The organism is Marinomonas dokdonensis (assembly GCF_052747885.1).
Map to the genome: position 1 here is coordinate 416,180 of NZ_JBRAND010000001.1, position 25,383 is coordinate 441,562.

Annotated in this window: 25 protein-coding genes; 7 read left to right on the top strand and 18 right to left on the bottom strand. The window is 45.6% G+C overall.

The window, feature by feature from the left end:
• Window positions 1-92: 92 nt before the first annotated feature.
• The 5 genes from ACUM5Y_RS01940 to ACUM5Y_RS01960 form a co-directional block, all read right to left on the bottom strand.
• Window positions 93-677 carry a hypothetical protein gene (locus tag ACUM5Y_RS01940; protein WP_445975160.1) on the bottom strand — a complete coding sequence of 195 codons (585 nt, stop codon included), beginning with the start codon at window positions 675-677 and terminating at the stop codon, window positions 93-95.
• Window positions 678-750: 73 nt separating this feature from the next.
• The gene (locus ACUM5Y_RS01945; RefSeq protein ID WP_445975161.1) at window positions 751-1,716 is read right to left on the bottom strand and encodes a phospholipase A; all 966 of its coding nucleotides are present in this window, start codon (window positions 1,714-1,716) and stop codon (window positions 751-753) included.
• 45 nt (window positions 1,717-1,761) lie between these two features.
• On the bottom strand, window positions 1,762-2,112 hold the full coding sequence (locus tag ACUM5Y_RS01950) for a 5-carboxymethyl-2-hydroxymuconate Delta-isomerase (protein ID WP_445975162.1): 351 nt from the start codon (window positions 2,110-2,112) through the stop codon (window positions 1,762-1,764).
• A gap of 53 nt (window positions 2,113-2,165) precedes the next feature.
• On the bottom strand, window positions 2,166-3,101 hold the full coding sequence (locus ACUM5Y_RS01955) for a 2-hydroxyacid dehydrogenase (RefSeq protein WP_445975163.1): 936 nt from the start codon (window positions 3,099-3,101) through the stop codon (window positions 2,166-2,168).
• Window positions 3,102-3,129: 28 nt separating this feature from the next.
• Window positions 3,130-5,547 (bottom strand): putative bifunctional diguanylate cyclase/phosphodiesterase, encoded by a 2,418-nt coding sequence (locus ACUM5Y_RS01960; protein WP_445975164.1) that lies wholly within the window; start codon window positions 5,545-5,547, stop codon window positions 3,130-3,132.
• Between the two features lie 254 nt (window positions 5,548-5,801).
• On the opposite strand from ACUM5Y_RS01960, the gene rarD reads away from it, so the two are divergent.
• Window positions 5,802-6,659, top strand: coding sequence for an EamA family transporter RarD (rarD, locus tag ACUM5Y_RS01965; protein WP_445975165.1), 858 nt, complete (start codon window positions 5,802-5,804; stop codon window positions 6,657-6,659).
• Window positions 6,660-6,830: 171 nt separating this feature from the next.
• Window positions 6,831-8,459: a methyl-accepting chemotaxis protein gene (locus ACUM5Y_RS01970; RefSeq protein ID WP_445975166.1), complete on the top strand. Its 1,629-nt coding sequence runs from the start codon at window positions 6,831-6,833 to the stop codon at window positions 8,457-8,459.
• Window positions 8,460-8,524: 65 nt separating this feature from the next.
• On the opposite strand, the gene ACUM5Y_RS01975 is transcribed toward ACUM5Y_RS01970, so the two are convergent.
• Window positions 8,525-10,111 (bottom strand): ABC-F family ATPase, encoded by a 1,587-nt coding sequence (locus ACUM5Y_RS01975; protein ID WP_445975167.1) that lies wholly within the window; start codon window positions 10,109-10,111, stop codon window positions 8,525-8,527.
• A gap of 282 nt (window positions 10,112-10,393) precedes the next feature.
• Between ACUM5Y_RS01975 and ACUM5Y_RS01980 the strand changes: the two genes are divergently transcribed.
• The gene (locus ACUM5Y_RS01980; RefSeq protein ID WP_445975168.1) at window positions 10,394-10,813 is read left to right on the top strand and encodes a DUF2721 domain-containing protein; all 420 of its coding nucleotides are present in this window, start codon (window positions 10,394-10,396) and stop codon (window positions 10,811-10,813) included.
• A gap of 8 nt (window positions 10,814-10,821) precedes the next feature.
• Here ACUM5Y_RS01980 and ACUM5Y_RS01985 read toward each other — a convergent pair whose 3' ends face one another.
• Complete coding sequence (locus ACUM5Y_RS01985) at window positions 10,822-11,721, bottom strand: N-acetylmuramoyl-L-alanine amidase-like domain-containing protein (protein WP_445975169.1); 900 nt, start codon at window positions 11,719-11,721, stop codon at window positions 10,822-10,824.
• Window positions 11,722-11,956: 235 nt separating this feature from the next.
• Here ACUM5Y_RS01985 and ACUM5Y_RS01990 point away from each other — a divergent pair, with 235 nt between their 5' ends.
• The gene (locus ACUM5Y_RS01990) at window positions 11,957-12,196 is read left to right on the top strand and encodes a hypothetical protein (RefSeq protein ID WP_445975170.1); all 240 of its coding nucleotides are present in this window, start codon (window positions 11,957-11,959) and stop codon (window positions 12,194-12,196) included.
• On the opposite strand, the gene ACUM5Y_RS01995 is transcribed toward ACUM5Y_RS01990, so the two are convergent.
• The 10 genes from ACUM5Y_RS01995 to ACUM5Y_RS02040 are packed head-to-tail and all read right to left on the bottom strand — an operon-like array spanning window position 12,197 to window position 21,417.
• A complete protein-coding gene (locus tag ACUM5Y_RS01995) occupies window positions 12,197-12,532 on the bottom strand; it encodes a thioredoxin family protein (RefSeq protein ID WP_445975171.1) in 336 nt (111 codons plus the stop codon).
• Window positions 12,533-12,554: 22 nt separating this feature from the next.
• On the bottom strand, window positions 12,555-12,851 hold the full coding sequence (locus ACUM5Y_RS02000) for a YkgJ family cysteine cluster protein (RefSeq protein WP_445975172.1): 297 nt from the start codon (window positions 12,849-12,851) through the stop codon (window positions 12,555-12,557).
• Window positions 12,845-13,645 carry a cobalamin biosynthesis protein gene (locus tag ACUM5Y_RS02005; protein ID WP_445975173.1) on the bottom strand — a complete coding sequence of 267 codons (801 nt, stop codon included), beginning with the start codon at window positions 13,643-13,645 and terminating at the stop codon, window positions 12,845-12,847. Before ACUM5Y_RS02005 ends, ACUM5Y_RS02000 begins: the two co-directional genes overlap by 7 nt.
• Entirely contained in the window at window positions 13,642-14,388 is a 747-nt protein-coding gene (gene cobI, locus ACUM5Y_RS02010) for a precorrin-2 C(20)-methyltransferase (protein ID WP_445975665.1), read from the bottom strand. The genes ACUM5Y_RS02005 and cobI overlap by 4 nt, the downstream gene beginning before the upstream one ends.
• The gene (cbiE, locus tag ACUM5Y_RS02015; RefSeq protein WP_445975174.1) at window positions 14,388-15,710 is read right to left on the bottom strand and encodes a precorrin-6y C5,15-methyltransferase (decarboxylating) subunit CbiE; all 1,323 of its coding nucleotides are present in this window, start codon (window positions 15,708-15,710) and stop codon (window positions 14,388-14,390) included. Before cbiE ends, cobI begins: the two co-directional genes overlap by 1 nt.
• Window positions 15,710-16,348 (bottom strand): precorrin-8X methylmutase, encoded by a 639-nt coding sequence (locus tag ACUM5Y_RS02020; protein ID WP_445975175.1) that lies wholly within the window; start codon window positions 16,346-16,348, stop codon window positions 15,710-15,712. The genes cbiE and ACUM5Y_RS02020 overlap by 1 nt, the downstream gene beginning before the upstream one ends.
• 16 nt (window positions 16,349-16,364) lie before the next feature.
• Entirely contained in the window at window positions 16,365-17,144 is a 780-nt protein-coding gene (locus ACUM5Y_RS02025; RefSeq protein WP_445975176.1) for a precorrin-6A/cobalt-precorrin-6A reductase, read from the bottom strand.
• Window positions 17,141-18,292, bottom strand: coding sequence for a cobalt-precorrin-5B (C(1))-methyltransferase (locus tag ACUM5Y_RS02030; protein ID WP_445975177.1), 1,152 nt, complete (start codon window positions 18,290-18,292; stop codon window positions 17,141-17,143). Before ACUM5Y_RS02030 ends, ACUM5Y_RS02025 begins: the two co-directional genes overlap by 4 nt.
• A 9-nt stretch (window positions 18,293-18,301) precedes the next feature.
• The gene (locus ACUM5Y_RS02035; protein ID WP_445975178.1) at window positions 18,302-19,660 is read right to left on the bottom strand and encodes a cobyrinic acid a,c-diamide synthase CobB; all 1,359 of its coding nucleotides are present in this window, start codon (window positions 19,658-19,660) and stop codon (window positions 18,302-18,304) included.
• A complete protein-coding gene (locus ACUM5Y_RS02040; protein ID WP_445975179.1) occupies window positions 19,657-21,417 on the bottom strand; it encodes an ATP-binding protein in 1,761 nt (586 codons plus the stop codon). The genes ACUM5Y_RS02035 and ACUM5Y_RS02040 overlap by 4 nt, the downstream gene beginning before the upstream one ends.
• Window positions 21,418-21,670: 253 nt before the next feature.
• Between ACUM5Y_RS02040 and zntR the strand changes: the two genes are divergently transcribed.
• Both zntR and ACUM5Y_RS02050 read left to right on the top strand, forming a co-directional pair.
• Window positions 21,671-22,138: a Zn(2+)-responsive transcriptional regulator gene (gene zntR, locus ACUM5Y_RS02045; RefSeq protein WP_445975180.1), complete on the top strand. Its 468-nt coding sequence runs from the start codon at window positions 21,671-21,673 to the stop codon at window positions 22,136-22,138.
• Window positions 22,122-23,363, top strand: a complete 1,242-nt coding sequence (locus tag ACUM5Y_RS02050) for an SO_0444 family Cu/Zn efflux transporter (RefSeq protein ID WP_445975181.1) — start codon at window positions 22,122-22,124, stop codon at window positions 23,361-23,363. The genes zntR and ACUM5Y_RS02050 overlap by 17 nt, the downstream gene beginning before the upstream one ends.
• A gap of 27 nt (window positions 23,364-23,390) precedes the next feature.
• Here the strand turns inward: ACUM5Y_RS02050 and ACUM5Y_RS02055 are convergent, their stop codons facing one another.
• On the bottom strand, window positions 23,391-23,996 hold the full coding sequence (locus tag ACUM5Y_RS02055; protein ID WP_445975182.1) for a YitT family protein: 606 nt from the start codon (window positions 23,994-23,996) through the stop codon (window positions 23,391-23,393).
• Between the two features lie 398 nt (window positions 23,997-24,394).
• Here ACUM5Y_RS02055 and ACUM5Y_RS02060 point away from each other — a divergent pair, with 398 nt between their 5' ends.
• Window positions 24,395-25,276, top strand: a complete 882-nt coding sequence (locus ACUM5Y_RS02060) for a LysR substrate-binding domain-containing protein (RefSeq protein ID WP_445975183.1) — start codon at window positions 24,395-24,397, stop codon at window positions 25,274-25,276.
• Window positions 25,277-25,383: the final 107 nt, after the last annotated feature.

A 25,383-nucleotide genomic window follows, 5' to 3' on the forward strand; every position in this document is an offset into this window, starting at 1 on the left:
GCAGTTTGATGACATTTAGATGACAGGCACAAGGCATAAAAAAACGCCTCGATAAACGAAGCGTTCTCAATATTTTGAAGGCTTTAGCTGTCTTAATTAAGACCGTTCATTTGACGGAATGCAGCAATCATTGCCACTGGTTTTACCTTCTTGTTATCGCCGTTTAGAGCGTAAACAACGGTTTCACCTTTTGGACCTGCGCCAATATCTGTATAGCGTAATGGCACTTCACCAACGGTACGGGCGGTGGTCATTTCTTCAAGTGAAGAGAAAACATAAATACGGCCTTCCACACGCATTTCACCGTAGAAAACATCTGCGCCGGCTAGATCGCCATGGTACATGTCCATGCTGGCAATACCGGAAGTTTTCTTTTTGTCTTCATTAGTTAGACCAAAAACAATGGTCTCACCTTTTGGACCTTCGCCGATGAATACTTTACGGAAAGACGTTTCGCCTACTTCAAGAAATTCTTGATAAGTAGCATGATCATCAAACACATAGATACGGCCTTCATGATGAACTTCGTACAAGTCTTGATTGTTCAGTTCAATTGCTGCTTTTGCTTCTTCAACACTGGCTTGAACGTCTTGTTTCTTAACCGTTTCTGTACCGCAGGCAGTAAGAAGAGTTAGTGCAAATAAACCTGTCGCAACAGGTAGGAATTTCAAAGTCATGGTCGTGCTCCTGATGATAGTTGCCATTAACCTTAAAAGCAGAAAATGACAATATCATTACAGAAACCCTACTCTACAACCAATTTGTCAGCATTATGCCAAGGCCAATCGATTGGGTATGATTATTATAATCTAAGAGAGATTGACCATAGCCATTGAAATACTGTAAATAACCACGGCTTTTTCCCCATAAAGGAAAGTTAACGCCAATTTGAAAAGCACCTTTATTATCCGAGAAATCTAAGTTGTTACGCATCAATACATCAATGCTGTAATCTTCAATAACATGCAATAAACGTATTTCACCGTAGCCGTAGTAATCATCGATATCTGGGTTATCGTCATTTTCACTGTTTTCTGGAAAGCGATACCAGGGCTTAATGGATATTGCGGTATTTTCTTTTTCAAATAAGAAATCCACGTAAATACGATTCCAGGACCTAGATAAATCCCCAGACTGACCGTTCGATTCATGTACCACACCATAAGAGACATATTCCGGCTTAATGCCTAAAAACTCACTTTTAGGCTGTGTGGTAATAAAAAGCTCAGGCTCGTAGTTAGTGTCCCGAAAAGGGGCCGAAATCGTGTCATTGTAGGCTTGCCAATAGGAAAGCTGTGTATAGCCCAACCACAAACTGGTATTACGGCCAACCACATCATAAACAATAGGAAATTTTAAGCTCAGCTGATATTTAAATTCAGCATTATCTAAATGCTCATCCTCTTCATTGGTGCCCAGAAAAGCCTCTTCATCCAATCTGGAGCTGTAATAAATAGGCAAAAAATAAGTGGGTTTATGGGGCGTCAATACAAATGGGTTATCAACCGTTGCCGCCTCACGGATTGCCCGCTGACGAAATAAACCTTGAGCATCTCTCGCACGCTTGGTGATAGAGTCCGGCACTTGAGGCTCCACCGGAGTATAGCTCTCTTCACTTTCAACGGACTGAGTTTCCTCAGTCACCAACTCGACACTTTCTTGAGCGGACCAAGCCAAACTCGAAACGACTGCTGTACACCATAGAATGGCTTTCATTCATTTTTACCTTTTTCGGTCTCTTTCACTCTTAAGTCGGGCATATTATTGTGACAACACCACACGCTTACTATAAGTCGATCTGTCCATATCACGCATTTCAACGGATAAACTAATGTCTTTGACAGGTAACGCTAATAACTTGTCTAAAATACGCTTTGATAAACCTTGCTTGTCATCTCCAGTACGCCCAGATAAAAGGCAAACCGTAACATGAACAAAAGCATCTTCTTGGCCTGCCGTGATAAAGTTTTTATAAGGTAAGCTGCGTAACTTAATGTCTTCTATCGAAAACAATTGCGACTCAATACAAGCAGTTTTCACCGCTTCCAACCATTCAATTGGGGCGACTTCTTGTTCTAGATTTTGGCTGTATTCAACGATGCAATGAGGCATAAGTACTTCCTTTTTTAGATTTATTAGTAATTTAAAGAGAAAAAGCTGTGCTATTAATACCCTATTCGCACATTAACTGCATCTGGAATTTCACCGCTTAATCGGTATCGACGCACGTTGTCTGCCACAATTTCACTGGCGCTAATCGGGTAGGTTTGTGCTGAAATATGAGGCAAAACAGTCACCCTAGGATTCTGCCAATAAGCATTCGTTTCAGGCAACGGCTCTTGATTGAAAACATCCAATACTGCATGGCTCATTGCGCCACTGTCTAGGGCGGCTAATAAAGCCAGATCATCCACGATAGGACCACGGGCAAAATTTATCAGGCCGGCATGCTCTGGAAGTTGCGCTAAATTTTCCGCGCCTAGTAGCCCTTTTGTGGCAAGGGTGAGCGGCAGTAAACAAACTAGAATATCACTGTGTTTTAGCACTTGAGCGAGTCCTTCGTCTCCCGTAAAAGACGTCACACCCACTATCTCTTTCGCCTGTCGACTCCAGCCCATGACATTAAAATTATTGGCTTTCAAACGTTCAGCACTTGCTGTACCCAGCGCACCTAAGCCTAGTATTCCAACGGTTCGGTCTTGGGCACGCACAAAGCTTCGAGGCTGCCAGATACTTGCCGCTTGTTGTTGGGCATAACTGGGCATCTCTCTGTGTAAATATAAAGTCCAAGCTAAAACCGCTTCAGACATGGTTTCGGCTAATTGAGGGTCCACCAAACGTACAATATCAAACTTAGGCTCATCTAGCTCAAGCAGCATACGCTCGACCCCAGCCCAAGTACTGTGAACCCATTTTAAGTTGGTGAGCTGTTGCAGTTCTTTAGGATCAGGATTGGCGACAATGGCCAAATCACAGGCTTGTTTTTGTGCCTGAGTAAGTTGCGAAAAAGGAACGATCTGCTCCTCTGGCATCGCGGCGGATAACACCTCTAACCATGCAGACTGCTCACTTTTCGGGCTTCGACTTATGTAAGGCAACATAGAGTTATCTCTTATAAATTAAACTCACCTATGATGACACAATTTGACCCGTAATTGGGGTTGGATGCAGAGGGCAAATAAAGTCATTGACAAAACTTTCAGCCGATAAGGCTTTCGCGAAAAAGTAGCCCTGATAATGCAAACACCCAATATTTTTTAGATAATCAAAATGGGCGAAGGTCTCAACCCCTTCCGCTAATACCTTAATTTTCAAGGCTTTCGACATGGCAATAATGGCGTGAACTATGGCTTCATCGCTCGTGTCTTCTAGCAGGTCACGCACAAAGGATTGATCAATTTTCAATCGATCAATCGGTAATTTTTTCAAATATTTAAGCGATGAATAACCCGTCCCAAAATCATCGATAGATAAGTAAACCCCTAAAGACTTCACTCGGTTCATCTTCTCCAAGCTTGAATCTAGGTCATTCAACAGCATGTTTTCGGTGATTTCTAAATCAATGCATCGGCTTTCGACCTGATATTTATCTAATAGCGCCTCTAGATTTGGCAAGAAGTCGGCTTGCTGAAATTGTATCGGACTGACATTGATCGACATTCTCCAGCCATCTTGCCATTGATCTGCCGCTTGCCAAGCCGACACCTGATAAATAGCTTGTTCCATTACCCATGCACCAATGTCTATAATCAGACCAATCTCTTCTGCCACGGGAATAAATTCAGCTGGGGAAATAAAACCTCGCTCCTCATCCTGCCAACGGATCAGTGCTTCCATACCAATTAATTGGCCGTGATGATCCAATTGTGGTTGGTAATAAAGCTCAAATAGCTCTTGTTCGTAGGCCCTATGGAGAGATTTCTCCATTTCCAAGCGAGCATCCACTTGATGCTGCATTTCATCTTGATAAAGAGCATAGGTATTCCGACCTTGAGCTTTGGCTTGATACAAGGCAGTGTCGGCTTGCTTTAAGATGGTCTGAGTGGATTTATCGGCAAAAAATAGGCTCCCGCCCACACTTCCACTAATGTGCATTTCATGAACACCTACTGTACGCACTCGTTGGCAGGCATCGACAATTTTTTGCATAAACACATTGCAAGCGAACGCTGCTTTTTGAGGGTCTGGGTCAAGCCCCTGTAAAAAGAATGCGAATTCATCCCCACCCACTCGTACTAATGTCGCTTTAGACGAAGCAAAAGGTGTTAGGAACTCGGTGACAGAGCAAAGTAACTGATCTCCCACATTATGCCCTAATGAATCATTAATGGTTTTAAAACGATCAAGATCTAACAGTATTAGAGCACCACGATGATTCGCTTGTTTCAGATAGCCCTCAAGCTTTTCTAGTAGAAACTGACGATTAGGCAGATTTGTTAAGGGGTCGTAATAGGCCAAGCGCTCTATGTGCTCTTGAGATTCCTTGCGCTCAGTAATATCACGAATTAACAACAAGGTTTCGTTGCTTTCCCCCACAGCATATTTCGCCAGATGAATTTCCACCGGAATATCGACAGAAAAAGTAGACAACTGAATTTCCACCGTTTTGTTTTCATTTATCTGAATATTTTTTAGAGCTTCAGAAAAATCTGACCAGTCTGTTGATGTGGATAGGTCTTCAAGGGTTAAGCAGGTTAATGACCCTTGATCTATGCCTAACATTTTGGCGGCCGTTGCGTTGGCCAGTAGAATTCTATGTTGATGATCTAACAGCAAAATCGCGTCTGCCGCATACTCGATCATATTGGCTTGCTGTTGGTGTACCTCTTCCAGCTTGGTATGGGCGTGATTAAATTGCTCCCATAATTGAGAAAAGGTTTTATTCAATACCCCCAGTTCATCGTGTTTATGACGACGAGTAAAAGCGTCAGATAAAGGCCGATGGATATCCCTCCCCATTTCAGAAAGTGATCTTGTTAAATGTCTAAGAGGATGGGTGACAATGATGTAAAACATTAACGAGATAAAGGTGGCCAACAGGATGTCTTTGACCAAACTATTGATAAAGTACTCTGCATGAGTGGCCATCAACTCTGCCATCACTTGGCTTTTATCCGGATAAATCATCACACTTCCAATATCATTGGCAGCGTTTTTTAATGTCAGTGGAGAATGGAAAACACTAAAATTCGGCAAAATGTCGTTAATCGCCGTTTTCAATGGGTTGTCACTGGGCTGGGTATTATACGCCTTAGCTAATAATCCTTGGTCGCCATCAAACACTTCAATATGTGACACCCCAGGGTAGTTCAAAAGTGGGGCTATTTGTTGCTCAATAGATAGTGTATCCCCTTGTTGAATCGCCGTAGATAATGGCTGGTTCAAAACCTTCATCCAATAAGAGAAAGAGTCATGGGTTTTTTCTTGTAACGCTAAGGTTTCTTTAAACAGCTGAATGGAGCTACTAAAAATACTCAAAAGAATGGCAAACAATAATGTTAAAATGGCTTGTTTTACAAACAGAGACTTAAAAAATTGGTTTTTCATTGGGTCTTTCTAGTAGCAGTTACCGCCCAAAGCGGAAGGTTAAACAGATAATAAAGACATCCATTCTGTCTTTCAGAATACTGCATTTAATACTCTTCCCTTGAAGAGTTCATTGATCAGATTGGTTTCTAAACAAGCCTATCCAGTGGCGAAATTATAGCCTTTACAAAACAAAACAAATACAAAGCAATTTGATATAAATCAGCAAATAATAAGTCAATTTGCACAATGCATTTAATACTCAAGGATGAAGAATGAACACAGGCTACCTTTATGCACTATTTGCTTTTGGACTTTGGGGGCTCACACCAATTTATTTCAAATACCTCTCCCATATTCCTCCCGCGGACATGGTTTCAAACCGAGTGCTCTGGTCTGTCCTCCTACTTTTTATTCTTATTAGCGGTATGGCCAAATGGCATAAAGTACGTTTACTGATTAGCCAACCTAAACACCTTTTCACCTTACTCTTAACCACCTTACTGATTGCCACCAACTGGCTGGTGTTTATCTGGGCGATTAATGATGATCGCATGCTGGAGACTTCCCTTGGCTATTATATAAACCCACTCATCACAGTCTTTCTGGGTTATATTTTTCTAAAAGAAAAACACAGCAGGATTAAATGGTTTGCTGTGTTCTTAGCGGCAATAGGTCTTGGCGTGCAGCTTATCATCGTGGGCTATTTACCTTGGGTATCTCTGGTTTTGGCCTTCAGTTTTGGTTTTTATGGGCTGCTGCATAAGCGAACACCGACTGATAGCCTTACTTCGTTATTTCTAGAAACTAGCCTATTACTCCCCTTTGCGATGGGTTATCTTTACTGGCTGGGTTATCAAGGGCAAGGCCCTGCCACACGACCCACCTCAGACTGGCTACTGTTAGTCTTAGCAGGCCCCATTACCACAGCCCCACTGTTGTTTTTCTCGGGAGCCGCGAAACGATTACCCCTCTCGGTTATAGGCTTCTTTCAGTACTTGTCTCCTAGCATGCTGTTTGTGCTGGCCATCTTCGTGTATGGAGAATCATTTAATCCATATAAACTCATCACCTTTATTTTTATCTGGGTGGCTTTGGCCATTTTCAGCTGGGACAGCCTAAGACGACGCTAAAAGTTAATGAGCCAACCAACATGGTTTGAAACTAACGCTGAACGATTTCCAGCTATTGTAAGCAGTCTGTCTACTGCATCCTCATTATTTACATAAACTGATCACTTTTCACTTAATCTGATGTAGTATTTAGTTATGTTTAAGTTGGGGTAAACAATAATGATAAATGCTATGCGCTCACTCTCAATTAAGTCACGCCTCATAGGCTTAGTGGGACTTTTGTCCCTAGGGCTTCTCTTCGTTGTCTATTCCTCTTTGTCCGCGAGTAAAGCCTCTCTGCTCAATGAGAAATACACCAAGACACAACACGTGGTGGAAACCGCTTACGGGGTTATTCAATATTATTATCAACAAGAGCAAGCGGGTAAGCTTGGCTCTAATGAAGCCAAACAACAGGCCATGGCGGCGATTAAAGAAATTCGTTATGGCGGCAATGAGTATTTTTGGATCAATGACTACCAATCCAATATGGTCATGCACTCGGTTTCACCAAAATTAGATGGTAAAAACCTTGCCAGCTTAGAAGACCAGAACGGTAAACGAATTTTTGAAGTTTTTGTCAAGGTGGTAAAGGCCAACAATGGCGCAGGCTTTGTGGATTATTTATGGCCAAAACCTGGCCAAGAGAAGCCGGTGGATAAAATATCGTACGTTAAAGGCTTTGAGCAATGGCAATGGATACTTGGCTCAGGCATTTACCTAGACGATGTAGATGCACAATTTAAAACAGAAGCCACTCGCCTTATTTCCATTAGCGCCGTCATCATAGTGCTGTGTTTGTTACTCTCTTACTTGGTACTTAACTCTATTTTACGCCCTATTAATCAAACCCTAAGTGTGATGCAAAATATTGCTGAAGGGGATGGTGATTTAAGTACTCGTCTGCCTGAATCCGGTAGTGATCACCTTAGCCAAATTGCCAGCGCTTACAACAAGTTTGCAGAGCGTCTCTCAAAAACCCTCTCCAGTGCTATCGACTTAAACAATCAAGTCGGTAATAAGAGTATTGAGTTACAAAAAGTGTCTTCATCGACTCGTGAAATTACTCAAAAGCGTGAAACCATGTTTGCCAAGATGACTGATACTATTATGGAAGTGGACAGCTACAAAGGCGACATTATAGACAGCACTCATTCCACCCTAGAATCAGCCAAAGCCACCGCGGATAAAACGCAGCTTGGCCAAGACTCTATAACCAAAACCGTTGAATCTTTGAATCTTCTATCCAATGAATTAGATATTGGCGTGAAGTCCGTTGTACAGCTGGCGCAAGAATCACAAAATATCGGTACAGTTTTGGATGTGATCAGTGGTATTGCCGAGCAAACAAACTTATTGGCACTAAACGCTGCCATTGAAGCCGCCCGAGCAGGCGAGCAAGGCCGTGGCTTTGCGGTGGTGGCCGACGAAGTGCGTGGGCTGGCGAGCCGTACTCAGTCCTCTACGGACGAAATTCAGACCATGATTAAAAACTTACAAGATGGTGCGAAAGAAGCGGAAGTACGCATTACGTCGAGTTATGAGCAATCTAAGAAAACCACAGATGACATCACTTTAACGGCTTCTTCGCTGCAAGACATCGCCTCATCTGTCACAGCTATCACTCATGCGAGTAACAGTATTACCGACACGGTGACAAGCCAGAGTAAAGCGGTACAAACGTTGAATCAGTTGAATCAAGAGGTAATGGACTTGTCTAAACAAGCCAGTGAGACGATTCAGCGAAACAATCAAACCAGCGAAGAACTTGCGGACACCTCTAAGCAAGCACAAAAGGTTATGTCGACTTTTAAGCTCTAGACTAGCCCTGCAATTGGTTAAGCAGAAACAACGAACAAGGGAGCTTGTTCGTTGTTTTTTTATGGCTAGGACAAGCTTGCCAAGTACTCATCATAAGTACCTTGGAAATCGATCACCTTACGGTCTTTAATTTCTACCACGCGTGTTGCAAGGGAAGAGACAAAGGCTCGGTCATGGCTGACAAAGATCAAAGTGCCATCGAAATCGATCAAGGCATTGTTGAGCGCCTCAATGGCTTCCATATCCATGTGGTTGGTTGGCTCGTCCATTACCAGAACATTCAGATCCATCATCATTAACTTGCCAAATAACAGGCGGTTTTTCTCACCACCCGAGCAAACCCGCACTTTCTTATTAAAGTCATCGGCAGTGAAGAGTAGGCGCCCTAACATGGCTCGAACTTTTAAATCATCATGCTTTGCCGTGCGCCACTGGGACATCCAATCAAACAGAGTCAGATCACAATCAAAATCCGCCGAACTGTCTTGAGGGCAATAACCAATCACAGCATTCTCAGACCACTTGATCACCCCTTGCTGCGCCTCTAGTTCAGCCATCAAGCAGCGTAGGAAGGTGGTTTTACCTGCACCGTTTTCACCAATGATCGCAAGCTTTGAGCCCGCTTCTAGAATCATATCCGCGCCACTGAACAGCAGCTCATCTTCGTAGCCGTGTCCAAATTCTTCTAATACCAGGGCTTGGCGATGAAGTTTTTTATCTTGTTTCAAGCTGATTGAAGGCGTCATTCGGCTCGACTGTTTCACTTCTGCCAATTCTATTTTCTCAAGTTTTTTGGCTCGTGAACTGGCTTGTTTGGCTTTCGAAGCGTTGGCAGAGAAGCGATTTACAAAGGCTTGGAGGTCATCCATCTCCGCGCTCTTTTTGGCATTTTCTGTGAGCAGTTGCTCACGAATCAGCGCAGATGCCTCCATAAAGTACTCATAATTCCCAGGGTAAATACGCAGTTCACCAAAGTCTATGTCGGCCATATGAGTACAAACCGAGTTTAAGAAATGACGGTCGTGGGAGATAATAATCATGGTGCATTTACGCTGATTCAACACCTCAGCCAACCAGTTAATAGTATGAATATCCAGGTTGTTGGTAGGCTCATCCAGCAGCAGGATATCAGGGTTTGCAAACAAGGCTTGCGCTAAGAGCACTCGAAGTTTCCAACCTGGCGCTACCTGGCTCATAAGGCCAAAATGATAGGATTCATCTATGCCTGCTTCCAACAAAATATCACCAGCGCGGCTTTCAGCACTGTAACCATCCATTTCCGCAAATTCCGCTTCCAACTCCCCTGCGCGCATGCCATCGGCTTCACTCATTTCGGCCTTGCTATAGATAGCATCTCGTTCTTGCTTTACTTTCCACAATTCTGTGTCGCCCATGATCACTGCATCGACAACGGAATACTCCTCAAAAGCAAATTGATCCTGACTTAGCGTACCCACTTTTTCACCGGGAGTGATGGACACATTACCCGACGTTGGCACCAGTTCACCGCTTAGAATTTTCATAAAGGTGGACTTGCCACAGCCATTGGCACCAATCAGACCATAGCGATTGCCTTGTCCAAATTTTGCCGAGATGTTTTCAAAAAGTGGCGTAGCGCCGAATTGCATGGTGATGTTCGCAGTGGATATCAAAAGAAAAGCCCTAAAGAAATACGAGAAAGTCCATCCGCCCGATTGGAGCGTACAAAAGATGAACACAAAGGGGTGCGAATATAGAGACTTAGGGAAGTAATGTCGAGCACAAAGCTAAGGAATCGGCGGATACTCACTATATGGAAGGAAAACCCTAGCCTATTCGCCCTCACTTCACAGAAAATCATATTCTTTGCTCACAAGAGCACTTCTAATAAATAGGCAGAGCCGTACAATATTAGCTTTGCTAAGCTCCTCCTTCTGATGCACTAAAGGCCTATTATGACCATTACCCTCACCACACCAGCACTGTTATTTCCCGCCGTATCACTCTTGTTATTGGCCTACACCAATCGTTTTGTGACCTTAGCCTCGATCATTCGTACCTTCGATCCTTCTCAAAGCGATGACAACACGACGGAGCAAATCAGTAATTTACGCAAACGTATTTACCTGATTCGCCGTATGCAAGAAGCCGGTGTAATGAGTTTTTTTCTATGTGTGATGTCGATGATGGCCATGTACTTAGACTACCAGCAGGCTGGCAGCTATATTTTCGCGGCCAGCCTGGTCTTCCTAATGTTTTCTCTCTACCTTTCTGTGAGGGAGATTCATATTTCTTGTGATGCCTTAGACGTGCATCTACAGCACTTCAACCGCAGCTTTAAACTAAGCCGCAATAAAAGCAAACGTACGCCCTAAAAAAACCTTTATTGATGGGAGGGGGTTAAGTTGGCTTGTAAAACATTAAAGCCTTTAATTGATGACCAAGCGAGATACGCAGAAAAGTATTCAGTAAAATCTACATCCACGACTCGACCCGTTTCTTGGCTAGCATGACGCAAAAATAAACGGCCATTTTTACGAATGGCCAAACCTTGGTGGGAAACGTTCATATTGGTCCCAATCCACTTTTTTAAAGCCCAATCCGGCCTGACCACACTGATCACACTCCCAGAAGGAATGCGTCCTAACAACGCCTCGTTCAAACCTGTCCATTGAGCTTCATGCTCAATGGTTAATCCCAAATATAAAGCGCTAATAGGAACATAAGGTGTCACTACTGGCTGAGGGGGAATGTCTTGACCTAACAGGCGTAGTTTTTGGATCAAGGCCTGACACTGAGCCTGATCCAACAACTCACAGTTTAAACTCTTCTCATCTATGTGTTGGTACCAAGCTTTCTTATCGATAACAGTATGGGCGTACGCTAGCGAGTCTTGAGCTACCTGATCCGTAATATCCGTTAAATAGGCCTGATTATTCGGTATCCAGTCAGCGCTCGGAAAATGGTTACGGGTTACAAAAGACACTTGCCCATTCTGGTAACGCAGATGATTTAAATGATGTAAAAAGGCATCGTTGGAGTGGGAGAAAGCACCAGCCAATACGGTTTCAACAAAGGTGGTACAGTCGAAGACATCAAAGCGCACTAAAGGGTCTTGATCAAATTCCCCTGAAGCCCCTTCCCCAAGACCATTCGCTTGATAAGGGATGCCCAGTAAAACACCGCTAAGCTTAGCGATACGCTCGTCTAATGACTCGGATTCAGAAGCTTGATTCATTAGGGTATAAAATTCAGCAGATATTGGCTGAGTGGTTTTTTCCACCGTTGCGCAACCCGTGAGCCATAGTAAAGCGCTGATTAGCCATAAAAACCGCCAACGACCTTTGTTAGGTCTGACGTATTTTAGTAAATGAGTTGCTCGCAAAATTAAATTTACCTAATGATTGCAAATAGTGAGTTAGATTAAATAACATAGCTTGCAGAATAGGTACTGCAAAAGCACTTAAAATTGTTTAATATGTAACCATATTTGTAATAATTTACACAAAGAAGGTTCTATGAAGATTAGCCCTGCTCCCTTTGCTTATGGCCAAGTTGGTTTACAACGCAGCCAAGATAACATGAGCCAAGCCGCCAGTGACATTGCACAAGCTTCGACACAAACAAGCCAGGGTGCCAATCGTTTACAAGATGGTCTCATTGCACTTAAAAGCAGTGAGTTAGAAGCTCAAGCAAACGCTAAAGTTATCGCCGCGTCCGATCGTACCCTAGGTAGCCTAATCGATATCAAAGCCTAATTACTTAGCCGCCAACCAGCTTTGTATCTGAGACAACTCTGTGGGTCTCACCAATCTTGCCAGTTCACGTCCATCTTTCAATAATATCAAAGTCGGCCATAAGGTCACTTTAAAAGCTCGCCCCAAGCGCTTCCCCTTACCATCAAAGACCTTCACATGAGTTAGCTCGTTAAAAGAGTGCAAAGCACTTCGCAACAAAGGCTCCACCCCTTGGCAATGACCACACCAAGGAGCGCCAAACTCTAATAACAGATAGCCTTGGGATTGCTCAATATCTGCCAAACTGGGCGCTTGTTCACTATATTGAGGATTGTAACCCTTGCTACTCGCCAGCATTTTTCCCTCCCCCTATCTTCCGTTACAATGATTTATTAGGCTGGAACTCGTTGACGCACTCGTACGAAGACATTTCAAATTCGCGACAAATCCAAGGCCGATTTTCATAAATAGTACATTGGAAAGTGTCTCTATCTACAGCAGAGCACCATCCATCTTCTAGCCTTAACATAGTCTCTCCTCCCCAACGATCCACCTCAATATGCTCTTCAGGCACCCCCGTGTCGCTGATGATCATCACCTCTAAACGACAACAACTGGCTTGGCATTGGTTACAGGAAACCTGAGTGTCTTCGATATTCTTTAAATTAATCAGCATTCCACATCCGAGTTAGCCTCTTGGCTTGGCAAATAAGCGCGAGCGATAGCACAGGTGGCTTTAGCATTCTTGATTTTATTCAAAACAAGTTCAGCTGGTTGCTGGCTAATTTGGCTGGCCCCGTATAAAGCCGCCGATTCAGCCACCCCATACACGCCAACGGTTTTATATATATAGTCAGAGCGAGTACTCAACAAGGCTTCCATGGTGCTTAGCTCAGGCACGCTGTAAGTGACAAAAGGCCAGTGGTACTTTTCCGCTAACTTGATCAGACTCGTTTCGTCCGCTTTAAGATCAATACTGGTAAGGCTCTCAATATCTTGAGGGGTTAAACCTTTTTGCGCCAGCGCGTCGAGCATCAGCTCTTCAAGGTAGGCTAGATCACAATTTCTTTCGCAGCCCATGCCCAAGGTATAAATAGGATTAACATAGGCCTTGGCCGTGGTCATGACCAATTCAGCCCCCAACATGTGACTAACTTGAGCGGCTAAATCATTCGCCCCCCCTTCATGGCCTGAAAGTAACGGGATAACATATTTTCCCTGCTCATCAAGCACCAGCACAGGTGGGTCCTGATATTTATCTTGTAACACTGGCGCCAGTGTTCGAAAAACAATCCCAGTTGCACAGATAAATATGAGCTTATGCCCTTGTTGAAAAGTCTGCTGTATCTGTTCAGCAAAGGGTTTAGGCTTGTACCATAACTGACACACAAGCCCTTGCCCCTGACACAGTACAAGCAACTTTTCAGCTAAGTTTTTTCCCATGGGGGTAAGAGCAATAATACTGATCAACGACTGCTCCGCTCACTTTTAGTGACCACAAATAGTGAAAAATACGGGCCAGCTTTCTCTTCTAAGGTGGCGACATCCCGCACAATACGCTCATTATCACGGCCTATGTATTCAAGATACTTAGCGTCTCTCATACGATTGGTTTTACGCAACGCCGTGAGGATTCTGGGTCTGGCTCGGCCAGCTTTCATGATGACCACACTGTCATGTTGCAACAATGCTGTATCGATTTGTTCTGCACTGTGGCGACCACTGACCACAGCAAAGGATTCTTTTAAAATAGTAAGCGGGTGATTCAGTGCCGAAGAAGCCGCATTAATAGACGACACCCCAGGAATAACCTGACAAGGATACGCCCCTTCTAGACGTTCCAATAAATAAGCAAAAGAGCCAAAAAACAGCGGATCACCTTCACAAAGAAACACCACGTCTCGGCCTTCATCAAGCTGGCGGGCTATTTCCTCAGCGCCACGATCATAGGCTTGGTTAGCAAGTGTTCTATCGGTAGACATGGGCATAACAATGGCGATTTCATGTTGCGAATCGGCCACGTCTTTAAACGCTTCACAGGCGATATTACGCGCTTGAGAGCTGCCTTCCCCATTAGCAAGATAACTGACGACTTGAGCCGAGCGAATGAGGCGTAAGGCTTTTAAGGTTATTAGCTCGGGGTCACCGGGCCCTACTCCCACACCAATGAAGCGCCCTTTGCCGTTTAATGGTGTTATATCCTCTGGGTTCATCAACTCAAGGTTTCCTTAATACTATTGTGCTCAGGCTCATTATTAAGCGCTTTGTTTTTTATAAATTGATACAAGTTTACTGGCAAACTGGGGCGGAAGACTCTTTGCCCTGCCAAACGCTCACACTTAGAAATTGCTATTTGTAAGGCATCGTCTTCAGCGTCTTGGGCTAGATCACGACTCGTCATAAAGCTCATTACCTGACAACGGCTGGTTTCTGTTACTGCGCTCACCACAAGTCGACCGCCCACAGGTAAAAGACGCCAGACTTGATTCATCATGTCTTCTAAGGTGCCATCACTGCCGCCAATGAAGACCTTGTTAGGAAGAGGCAAATCCACCAATGCTTGCGGGGCACGCCCGGCAATAATATGTAGATTTTGCATAACACCAAAGCGTTGCCGGTTTTCTTCAAGGCAGGCTAATCGTTCTGGGTGATGCTCAATACCATACACTGTTGCTTTTTCTTGCCAGTAGGCCAGCTCAACACTGACGCCACCACAACCTGCACCAATGTCCCAAACCACATCTTTGGCGTCCAGTGCCATGTAAGAAAGTATCGCTAGGCGCACTTCACGTTTGGTGATCATGCCCTTGCCATGGCCCTTGTCGGTAACAAAGCGACTTTCTGCTATGCCCGGAGTACTTGGATAAAGACTGTCTTGATGACTGGTGATGACCACCACAACATTGAGCGGGTTAAATTCATGTGCCAGCTCTGCCAGCTCCTTGGCAGAGTATGCAGTGACTTTTTCTTCATCATAACCTAGGGCTTCACATACCTGAATTTGGCTGTCATCAAGACCTGCTTGTAGGAGCTCTTTTGCAATATGTTGAGGCTGACTGAATTGATCTGTCAGTAAGAGTAAATTGCGGTTTGGCTGCAGGTAACGGCGTAAACTGAATAACGGTCGGCCATGCAAACTCACGACTTGAGCATCCTGCAAAGACAAACCTAAACGGTGGCAGGCCTCTTGAACGCTTGAAACATTGGCATAGTAACGAATGGTATCTAATGCAGGATTTTGGTCTACAAAACGCCCTAACCATGCTCCAATACCATAATGCAGGGCATCTCCCGACGCCAACACCACAAGCTTTTCAACACCCTGTTGTTGCCAATGCTCGATGCAATCCGCCAAGTCTGCAAGTTTAGGCAAGGTGTGGGACTGAGCTTGATACGCTATCTCCCCAAGAGTCTCTAGTTGACGAGCTGAACCCAGTATTTTGTCGTGAGCAGATAATGACGCCAACAAGCGTTGAACGTCTTGGCAGAGCACTGCCTGAGCCTTTACCCCAAGTCCGACTACATGAATTTCCATTAGTAATACTCACCTAGGTTACAACGTAGCAAAGCATTGCAACTTGCCGAGGTAACGGCACTGCCGCCCATTCTACCGAGCAAGGTAACGCATTCAATGCCCAAAGATTGATGTGCATCCCAAAGCGCTTGCTTAGATTCAGCGGCTCCCACAAACCCCACCGGCATGGCGATGATCAAAGCGGGCTTTGGTGCTCCCTGTGCCAGCATTTCTAACAAACGGTATAACGCAGTGGGGGCATTGGCGATCAAAACCACACTGCCAGCAAGCTGTTCTTGCCAAAGCTGCAACGCCGCCATGGAGCGTGTTTCCCCAGACTCTTTGGCAATTTGTGCGGTACGAGGGTCATTCAGAAAGCATAAAGGTTCACCTTCTATCATGCGCTTAGTAACCCCCTGCTTAACCATTTCCACATCACATAGAATAGGGGCTTTGGCCGCCAAGGCTTGACGACCCGCCGCAACAGCTTGGTCACTAAAGCGTACATATTGAGCCACCTCGGGTAGCCCTAAGCTGTGTACCACTCGCATCACCACTTGTTGCTGATCACGATCAAACTGACTTAACTCGGTTAATTCACGAATTTGTCGAAAGCTGTCTTGCTCGATCGCCTGAGGATTTTTTTCAAAAAGGTACATAATCTCTACTTAAATGTTATTGCTCACTAGCACTGGTATTTGTACTAGAGGTATTGCCCCATGCTTCAACACACGCCAAATAACAGGCTTGAGCATCACTAAACTGTCGATCAGCGGGGGGCAAATGGGGACGTTTGTGTAGCAAACAGTGGATATTTTTGGCACGTGCCACGTCAAGCTTGGCATAGGTGGCATCACCGCCACTGTTTTTACTGACAATGACATCAATTTGATGATGCTCTAACAAGCTTTGCTCATCTTGATAAGAAAAAGGCCCAATGGCTTTTTGCCACGCGACGCCTTTAGGTAAATCAAACTTTGGTGGCACAGCCGTGCGCCACAACACCGTTTCTATCTTGTCCAATGCAGCAATTTGCGTTAACAATGCTTGGGACATTTGCCCAGCACTCAATAAAGGTCGGTGATATTGGCTCAGATAGCCAAGTAATTGCTCATCATCCTGATACTCAAACCAGCAATCTTCTGGTTGCACTTGCCACGCAGGGCGATGCAAGCGCCAGCAGGGTATCGCTAACGCCTTTGCCGCTGCCACAGCTGTGGTACTCATGGTCGCCGCATAAGGGTGAGTGATGTCTAGAATGGCATCGATATGCTGCTCTTGCAGATACCTGGCTAGGCCACCAAATTGACTAAAGCCCCCCACCAGCAACTGACAGTCCACTTTTGGCACTCGCACTAATCCTGCGATGCTATAGACCACACTGATGCCTGCTTGATGTAGCTGATCGGCCATACGTCTAGCGTCCGCAGTGCCACCTAACAAGAGTAGCTTCATCTCGCCTCCCCTTTAGACTCAGTCGCCTTAAAAGCCGCCTGACCTACGGTTCGACCTTGACGATCAATAGCAATCACTTCCACGGCCATATGCTCTGGTAAATAGCCTTTAGCAAATGCCAATGCTTGAGCACAAACCGCATCCGCAAGACTTGGCCCCATGAACTCAGCGCTGTACTTTTGATGTATCGACAAGGCTTCTACACTGGTATTTGCCCCTCGCATTTGCCCTTGCACTTGCTCCGGTGCTCCTAACGAAGCGGCCAAATCCCCAAGAGCATCAAGATTAATACTTGATACTCGGCTGTTTAAATCCATGTGACCTTGCGCCAATTTGCTTATCTTGCCAAAGCCGCCACAGAGGGTTAACGCTGTTAATTGTGGACTCGTGTTTTCTACTTTACGTAAATGTTTGAGGACAGCGCCCACAAAATCCCCCATCTCGATGAGGGCCATATCATCGAGCTGATAGCATTGTTTGACAGCAGTCTCACTGGCGTTTCCTGTGGTGGCAGCAATGTGCGTTAAGCCATTGGCTCTGGCCACATCGATTCCCTGATGAATAGAAGCAATGTAAGCAGCGCATGAAAAAGGCCGCACAATACCTGTGGTGCCTAAGATGGACAAACCACCCAAAATCCCTAGGCGTGGGTTCATGGTTTTAAGAGCAATTTTGTCCCCATCCACTACACCCACCGAGACCTCAAAGCCTCCTTGGTATTGATAGGTATCAGCGAAGCCTAATAAATGCTCAGTCATCATTTTGCGTGGGACAGGGTTAATCGCCGGCTCACCCACTGCCAACAACAAACCGGTTTTGGTGACAGTGCCGACACCACTGGCCGCACGAAACACCACGCCCGGTGCGTTAGACAGACGCAATTCAACAAAGATTTTTGCTCCGTGGGTGGCATCTGGGTCATCCCCCGCGTCTTTGATCGTCGCCGTACGATAACCATTTTCGATGGTTTGATAATCAATAATGTCGAGAGAAACGTCTTGGCCTTTAGGCAAGGTTACACTCACACTGGCGGCTTGCTTATGACTAAACAAGGCCTGAGCCGCCGCCACACAGCAAGCTGTCGCACAGGTACCTGTGGTTAAGCCGCTGCGTAATGGTGTGGGTGTTTCTGAGCTTTCAGGCCACATATTTTGCCTCTACCCTGCATCTGCCATGAGGGTTTCTTGTGCCCCTTGAGGCAGAAATACCTGCGCCGTTGCAGCAAGATTCGAAGGGAAGAATAAGTGCAAATAGGTAGCCGTTAGGCCCTTTTCTTGATAAATCGCTTCGCCGGGGGCTGGGTGTCTTTGACGACGGCCAAACGCCACGGGTGTCGGGGTATTATCACTGCGAGACCTATGATGGGCATGGCCACGTATATCCCCTTGTGGCAAAGCTGCGGTTTGCATCCCCTGACAGCCACGCTTACCTCGCATAGCCCCTTGACCTGCCAAGATTCCCGTCATCGGATAACACACTTCTTGTAAGTCCGTTAGGCTTTGCAAACTGTATAAAAGGCCACCGCATTCTGCCAAAATGGCTTTCCCAGTGTGATGAAAATCCATGATGGCTTGGCGCATACTAAGGTTTTCGGACAAGGCCTTAGCATGCAATTCGGGGTAACCACCGGGCAACCACAGAGCGTCGGCATTGGGTAAGCTATTGTCTTTAAGGGGCGAGAAATACACTATGCTGGCCCCTAAACTTTGTAGGGCTTTAATGTTGGCATCATAAATAAAGCTGAACGCAGCATCTTTGGCGACGGCTATGGTTTTATTCGCCAGTAAAGGTTCTATCTCTTCTATTGGTGTCTCGGTATCGCTGGCTGAAAAGGTCACCGCTTTGGGTAAGCTAAGCAGGGCGCAGTCATTGCTTTGTTGTAACCAATCTACCGCGGCGCTAAAACGCTCTTCCAGTTCATCTGCCACTTCATCTGCTTGCACCAAGCCAAGGTGACGCTCAGGTAAAACAATCTGCTCATCCCTTTTTAAGCTGGCTAATAAGGGCAGACTTTCAGGCAAGGCATCTCGTATTAACTCAGCGTGACGTTCGCTTCCACATCGGTTAGCAATTAAGCCTGCTACATCTACGTCCGATCTAAAGCTTGCTAAGCCAGCTGCTAAAGCGGCAGCGGTTTGCGCCATACCTTTCACATCCATGACGATGGCCATGGGAATACCAAAACGCGCGGCTAGGTCTGCACTGGAAGGCTCTCCATCAAACATCCCCATAGCGCCTTCAACCAAGATAAGGTCTGCCTCTTGCGCCGCCAAAAAAAGCCTTTGCTGGCAGTAGTCTTCTCCTGCCATCCAAATATCCAGCTGCTCGACTGGCTGTTTGGAGGCTTGCGCTAGAATCTGTGGGTCAAGATAATCTGGGCCAGTTTTAAAAACACGCACCACATTACCTTGCTCTGTAAAGTAACGCGCCAAAGCTGCAGTGATGGTGGTTTTACCCTGATTTGAGGCCGGAGCGGTTAAAAAAAGCGCCGGGCACTCGACTCTTGTTACTGTCATAAACCTGTCTCTAATATCGAAGTTAGTAAAACGTATTCCGCCCCAAGCTGTTGAGCAATTTCTTCACCACGGCCACGTTTAATCTGGGCATGTTCCGTGTCTATCAGCACTCTATTTCCCAACAAAGAACGTTGCCCAATGGCAAAATCAGACACGTCCGCCTGAGTACGGCCGTCCGTTAAAATGTAGGTATGACTTTGTAAGCCTGGGTTACGTTGGTGTTGCTGTTGCAAATACTGGCTGGCTTTGTCGATGGCCACTCGAAAAGGCGTACCACCGCCCGCTTGTAAATTATCCAACAGTGCAGTGATTTCTTTTGGGGCTCTCACTTGCGGCAGTACAGAAGTGACCCCTTCTTGGCCAAAGCCTAAAATACTAATCTGTTCCCGAGCTAAATACGCGCGTTCGGCTATGTCTAAAATCACCCCTTTCGCATAACCAAAGCTACCTTGGCTCAGGGTGGACGAGGAGGTATCCACTAACACCAGATGCAAACAACTCTGGCCGGTTTTATCTCGTTTATGAACCAGATGCTTTGGTGGCCATTCTTGGGGTTGTTTAATCAAACTACGGAACCAATCAATCCCTTCACCGCTTGATTGTGCGTCAATATTACCGCCCTCATGGGGGCCTTTTGCTTTACCGCCCGCAATGACTTTGGAAAAAGATGATTTTCCTTGAGCTTTCGAGGCATCGGTTTTTACACGAATAGCAGCACTCGTCTCTTGAGCTTGTGGTGGCATGGCTCCCCACTCCCCCGCAGAGGTTTTTTGCTCCGATTCTCCCTGTGTAGTTTGGCTTTCAGCTTGGCCTTCAAGTGGCTTTGATTGAGGAGACGGCGGCCTACGAGACGGTGGGTTAGTTGGAGGAGACGGTGGTGCCTGCTGCTGACGACGGTGAGCCAGTACCAGTTCTTCGACAGCTTGGACGTCTTCTTCTAACACTTGTTTATCACCGCGCCACGCCGCATGAGCCATCGCCGCACGCACCCATACAATATCGCCCCGCACCCCATCCACTCGAGCTTGCTGACAACGCTTGGCAACCTCTAAACGTAAATCATCACTACAGCGAACCTGTAGCAAAACCTCTCTGGCTTGGCGGATACTGGTTTTGAGGTTTTTCTGCTTGTATTTGAAAGCTTCACAGAAAGCTTGTGGGTCTTGATCATACTCGTCTCTTAAACGGACAATCTGCACCCTTTCTTCCAAACTGTATTGATTGTAAAGCTCTACCATCAGGCCAAAACGGTCTTGTAATTGTGGTCTTAATTCCCCTTCATCTGGGTTCATTGTGCCCACTAACAAAAAACGAGCATCATGCTGATGGCTCATCCCATCACGTTCAATACGGTTGACACCACTGGCGGAAACATCCAATAGCTGATCCACCAAATGATCGGTTAAAAGATTCACCTCATCCACATACAGCACGCCCCCGTGAGCCTGACTTAACAAACCTGGCTTAAAAACTACCTGCTTTTCTTGTAAAACCTGTTCTAAATCCAGTGCGCCCAATAAACGATCTTCACTGGCTCCTAAGGGTAAGGTGGCAAAGGGCACATTTTGATCCCCTTGCAAAGCTGGCATCACCCCAGCCAGCCCTCTTGCCAGTGTGGATTTGGCAGAGCCTCTTGGGCCACTGATCAACACACCGCCAATTGTTGGGTTAATGGCACATAGAATTAAAGCCAGTTTTAACGGCTCCTGCCCAGCGACGGCCGTAAATGGAAAATTGCTATGGGCTAAGCTCTGCATTGCTAAACCTTTCTTAAATGGTGGGAGGCGTAAGAGCCTATTCATAACCTGCTATTGTAGAGTTTTTGCCTAGGCTTTGTCTTGTTTGACAGTATCTTTGCCCCCCTTGCAAGTCAAATTGATACGCCACCCGTCATCATGAATAAAATTTAATGGCCTAATTGAGCTTTTCCCAAAGAAAAACCCTTGACCTTGGAGTTATCTCTAAGGTTTATACTTCTTCCATCTTGAAACCAAAACTACGAGGTATGGTATGTACCGTATCGGAGAATTAGCAAAGCACTTTGATATCAATCAGGACACTTTGCGCTTTTACGAAAAAAACCAGCTATTGGTTCCTAGCGAACGCTCTGGGGCTGGCTATCGCTTGTATACCGAGCAAGACAAGCAAACCCTGTCTTTTATCCTAAGGGCCAAAGCGGTTGGCTTCAGCTTAAAAGAAATACAAGAATTGCTGTCGATCGAGATTGATAAAGCCAATAACGCTTGTGCCGATGTGAAAACCCTAGTGGACCATAAACGCCTAGCAGTGGAAGAAAAAATCGCTGAGCTACAAGCCTTTCAACTGTCTCTACAGAGATTATCGGATGCCTGTTGCGGCGGTAATGTAAGCGCGGTTCATTGCACTATTCTAGAAGCCTTGGAAACTGGCGAAACCAAGGTACGTTCAGAAAATCACTCCCATGAAATCAAGGAGCAACAAGATGTCGTTGCTGAATAATTTTCTCGATTTGTTTCTTGAATCCGCGCCCTGGCTCATTGTCGGTCTGGTATTAGCAGGCATGCTTAAAATGTTCATTTCCATGAGTTGGATGAACAAGCAACTTGGTGGTCACGGTTTAACAACAACCATTAAAGCGGCATTACTCGGCGCACCACTGCCCTTATGTTCCTGCGGTGTCATTCCTGCCGCCATAGGTTTACGTCGCTCTGGCGCCTCTCGCTCCGCAACAACCTCTTTTATGGTATCCACCCCAGAAACAGGCATAGATTCGATTTCCGTATCCTATGTCTTACTTGGCCCCTTCATGGCTGTGATTCGTCCCGTAGCGGCAATTTTCAGTGCGATTCTGGCAGGACTGCTAGTGGGCAGGGAGGACAGCAGAAACAGCAAACTCGCCACAGAGAATGCAACCAAAGGATCATCAAGCTGCTGCTCAAAATCCGAACCTAAACCACCAGTCAGTGAAAAAGCTTCTTGCTGCGCAACTCAAGCTCCCGTACAAGTCACTCAGAAATCGGCCTGTTGCTCTACTAAAGCAGCACCTGAGCCACCAGCACCAACCGCTTCCCAAGGCTCATGTTGCTCAAGCACCCAAGGCGATGCAGCAAAACCGGTATCGACTTGTGGGCAGTCTAAAAAAACTGAGGACTCACAAAAGCAATCTGGCTTTTTAGGCAAAATGGTCACTGGGCTTCGCTATAGTGCGACGGAACTTATTGATGATACCGCTGTGTGGCTTTTAATTGGCTTGAGTTTCGCAGCCTTGGTGCAAACCTATGTACCAGATGACTTTCTGGCGTCCTGGGGGAACGGTTTGTTAGCCATGTTGGTCATGGTGATCATTTCGATCCCTATGTACATTTGTGCCACAGCCTCCACCCCAATTGCCGCAGGTTTATTAATTGCCGGGGTTGCACCAGGCGCGGTGTTGGTTTTCATGTTGGCAGGCCCTGCCACTAATATTGCAACACTAGGAGTAGTATCAAAAGAATTGGGCAAACGAGCACTAGGAGGATATTTAGCTGGTGTGCTCGGCGGCGCTTTACTATTTGGATTTTTAACGGACTTTCTGGTGACGACATTTGGTTTTTCCGTCATGCCTCAAATTGGACCCGAGCATGAGCTGCTGCCTCAATGGCTAATCCTGAGTTGCGGCCTAGCGTTAGCCATCCTAATGATGGTGTCTTTAATCAAAAAAGGTCAGTCACGCTTTAACAAATAGTTTTCTGCACTGACCTCGAAGCGAGCCTCAGCTGCTCGCTTCATTGGCTTTAGGTACTTGCGCCCATTTAGGTGGTCGGTGATAACGTCCCACAACAGAGCTCAATAACAAGAAGGCCAATAAGGAATAAAGTAAATGACTCAAGTCCAACACGGTAATAGCCGCCACTAACACACCGAGATCGGCAATTAACGTAGTCTTGCCCGCATGAAATCCAAAACGACGCTCCAAATAAACCGCTAAAATATTAAGCCCCCCTAAAGAAGCGTTGTGGCGGAATAAAATAATCAAGCCAAACCCCACTAACATGCCACCTAAGATACCTGACAAAATTGGGTCTATAGTCAAATGAATGTAGAAGCGCATCAGCTCAGACAAGCCAGATAGCAAGCTAATGCTAACGAAGGTTCGCCAAGCAAAAGATTTCCCTAGAGCACGCCAAGCCAATATGTAAAATGGCATATTAAGAATGAAGAATAATTGACCAAAAGAAAGGTCGGTAAATTTGCCCAGAATCATACCGATTCCAGCAGTACCACTAATCAATAAACCAGCAGCATTTAGAATATGCAGCCCTAAAGCTACAAGCAGACAGCCCTCGACAATCGACAGCCAACGATGGGTAATATTCATAACAAGTCCTTCACATGGCCAACTTAACTCTTGATTAAGGTGGCGGTTTATACGCTAGCTTCTTTTGAAAGCCCGGTGCGCAGAACAAATTTTATGGTCTTTTGTCCACACATACTAAAAATTATTAGCACAATGCGTACCAAAAAAACGAATGGGCATTATGTCTTTAAAAGCCACAAAATACACCTTTTATTTTTTGCAATTTAACGTACTTTCGCACCATTTCAGCACACAGCTATGATCATAGCGCACGTTTTCACTGCAAATATCAAATTCTACTAACCACCCAACAAGTTTTTTAGACTCGTCCTAAGCTTTAAAGTCGACTCACATAATAAAACACAACTTATTGATCTTTAGACTGTTCATAGAAATTAAAAAGCGGCTACAATGACTTCATGAGAATCACACTTAGACAACTACAAATTTTTGAAGCTGTGGTCCACACAGGTTCAGTGACCGCAGCCGCCGATCTGGTGCACATTAGCCAACCAGCGGCCAGTCAGGCGTTGCGGGAGCTTGAAGCACTCCTTGGTCGCCCATTATTTAGACGCCACGGTAAACGCCTCCAAATAACCCCTCAAGCGCGTCACCTACTTCCTCAAGCGAGAGCGGTACTCAGCCAAATAGAACAAATTGAAAGTATGGGTAATGCGGATGAACTAAGCGGTTCTCTGCATTTGGCTGCTAGTGTCAGTATTGGTAACTATTTATTGCCAAAACAAATGTCTGATTTTAAAAAGCAGCACCCAAATATTCGCTTCAATTTGGACATAGGTAATACCCAAAGTGTGATTCAACAACTACTCACAGGTAAAGCGGAAGTCGGTTTTATCGAGGGCTACTGCCAACACGCCGAGCTAATGACGCAAACCTGGTTGAAAGATGAGCTAGTAGTATTTGGCTCGGCAACTGAGAGCCGTGATGAAAAACTGGAATGGCAAGACCTACAAGATGCGGATTGGGTAATGCGAGAAGCAGGCTCCGGAACTCGCAATATTCTTGAGCAAGCCACCGCAGCAAAAATCCCTAACCTTAATGTGGTACTTTCATTAGCCCACATGGAAGCGGTTAAACAAGCGGTCATCCATCAAATGGGCTTGGGCTGTTTATCTCGCATGGCGGTTTCCCAAGAGCTAAACTCTGGTCTAATCAAGCTTTACCAAACGCCCTTAGCCTTACACCGTAATCTACTGATCGTGACACCTAAAAGTACTGCCCTGACACAGAACGCACAATTTTTTGTCAACCAGTGCCAGCAGTTAATCACCCCGCCCTAGCCGCCCAAACTCTGGCAATGAAATAAACTCTTGATAGGCGGTTGACCTTTACCGTCAGCCCCCTACAATTGATTCATCCCAGTTATTTCTTAGCAAAAGAAAATAGG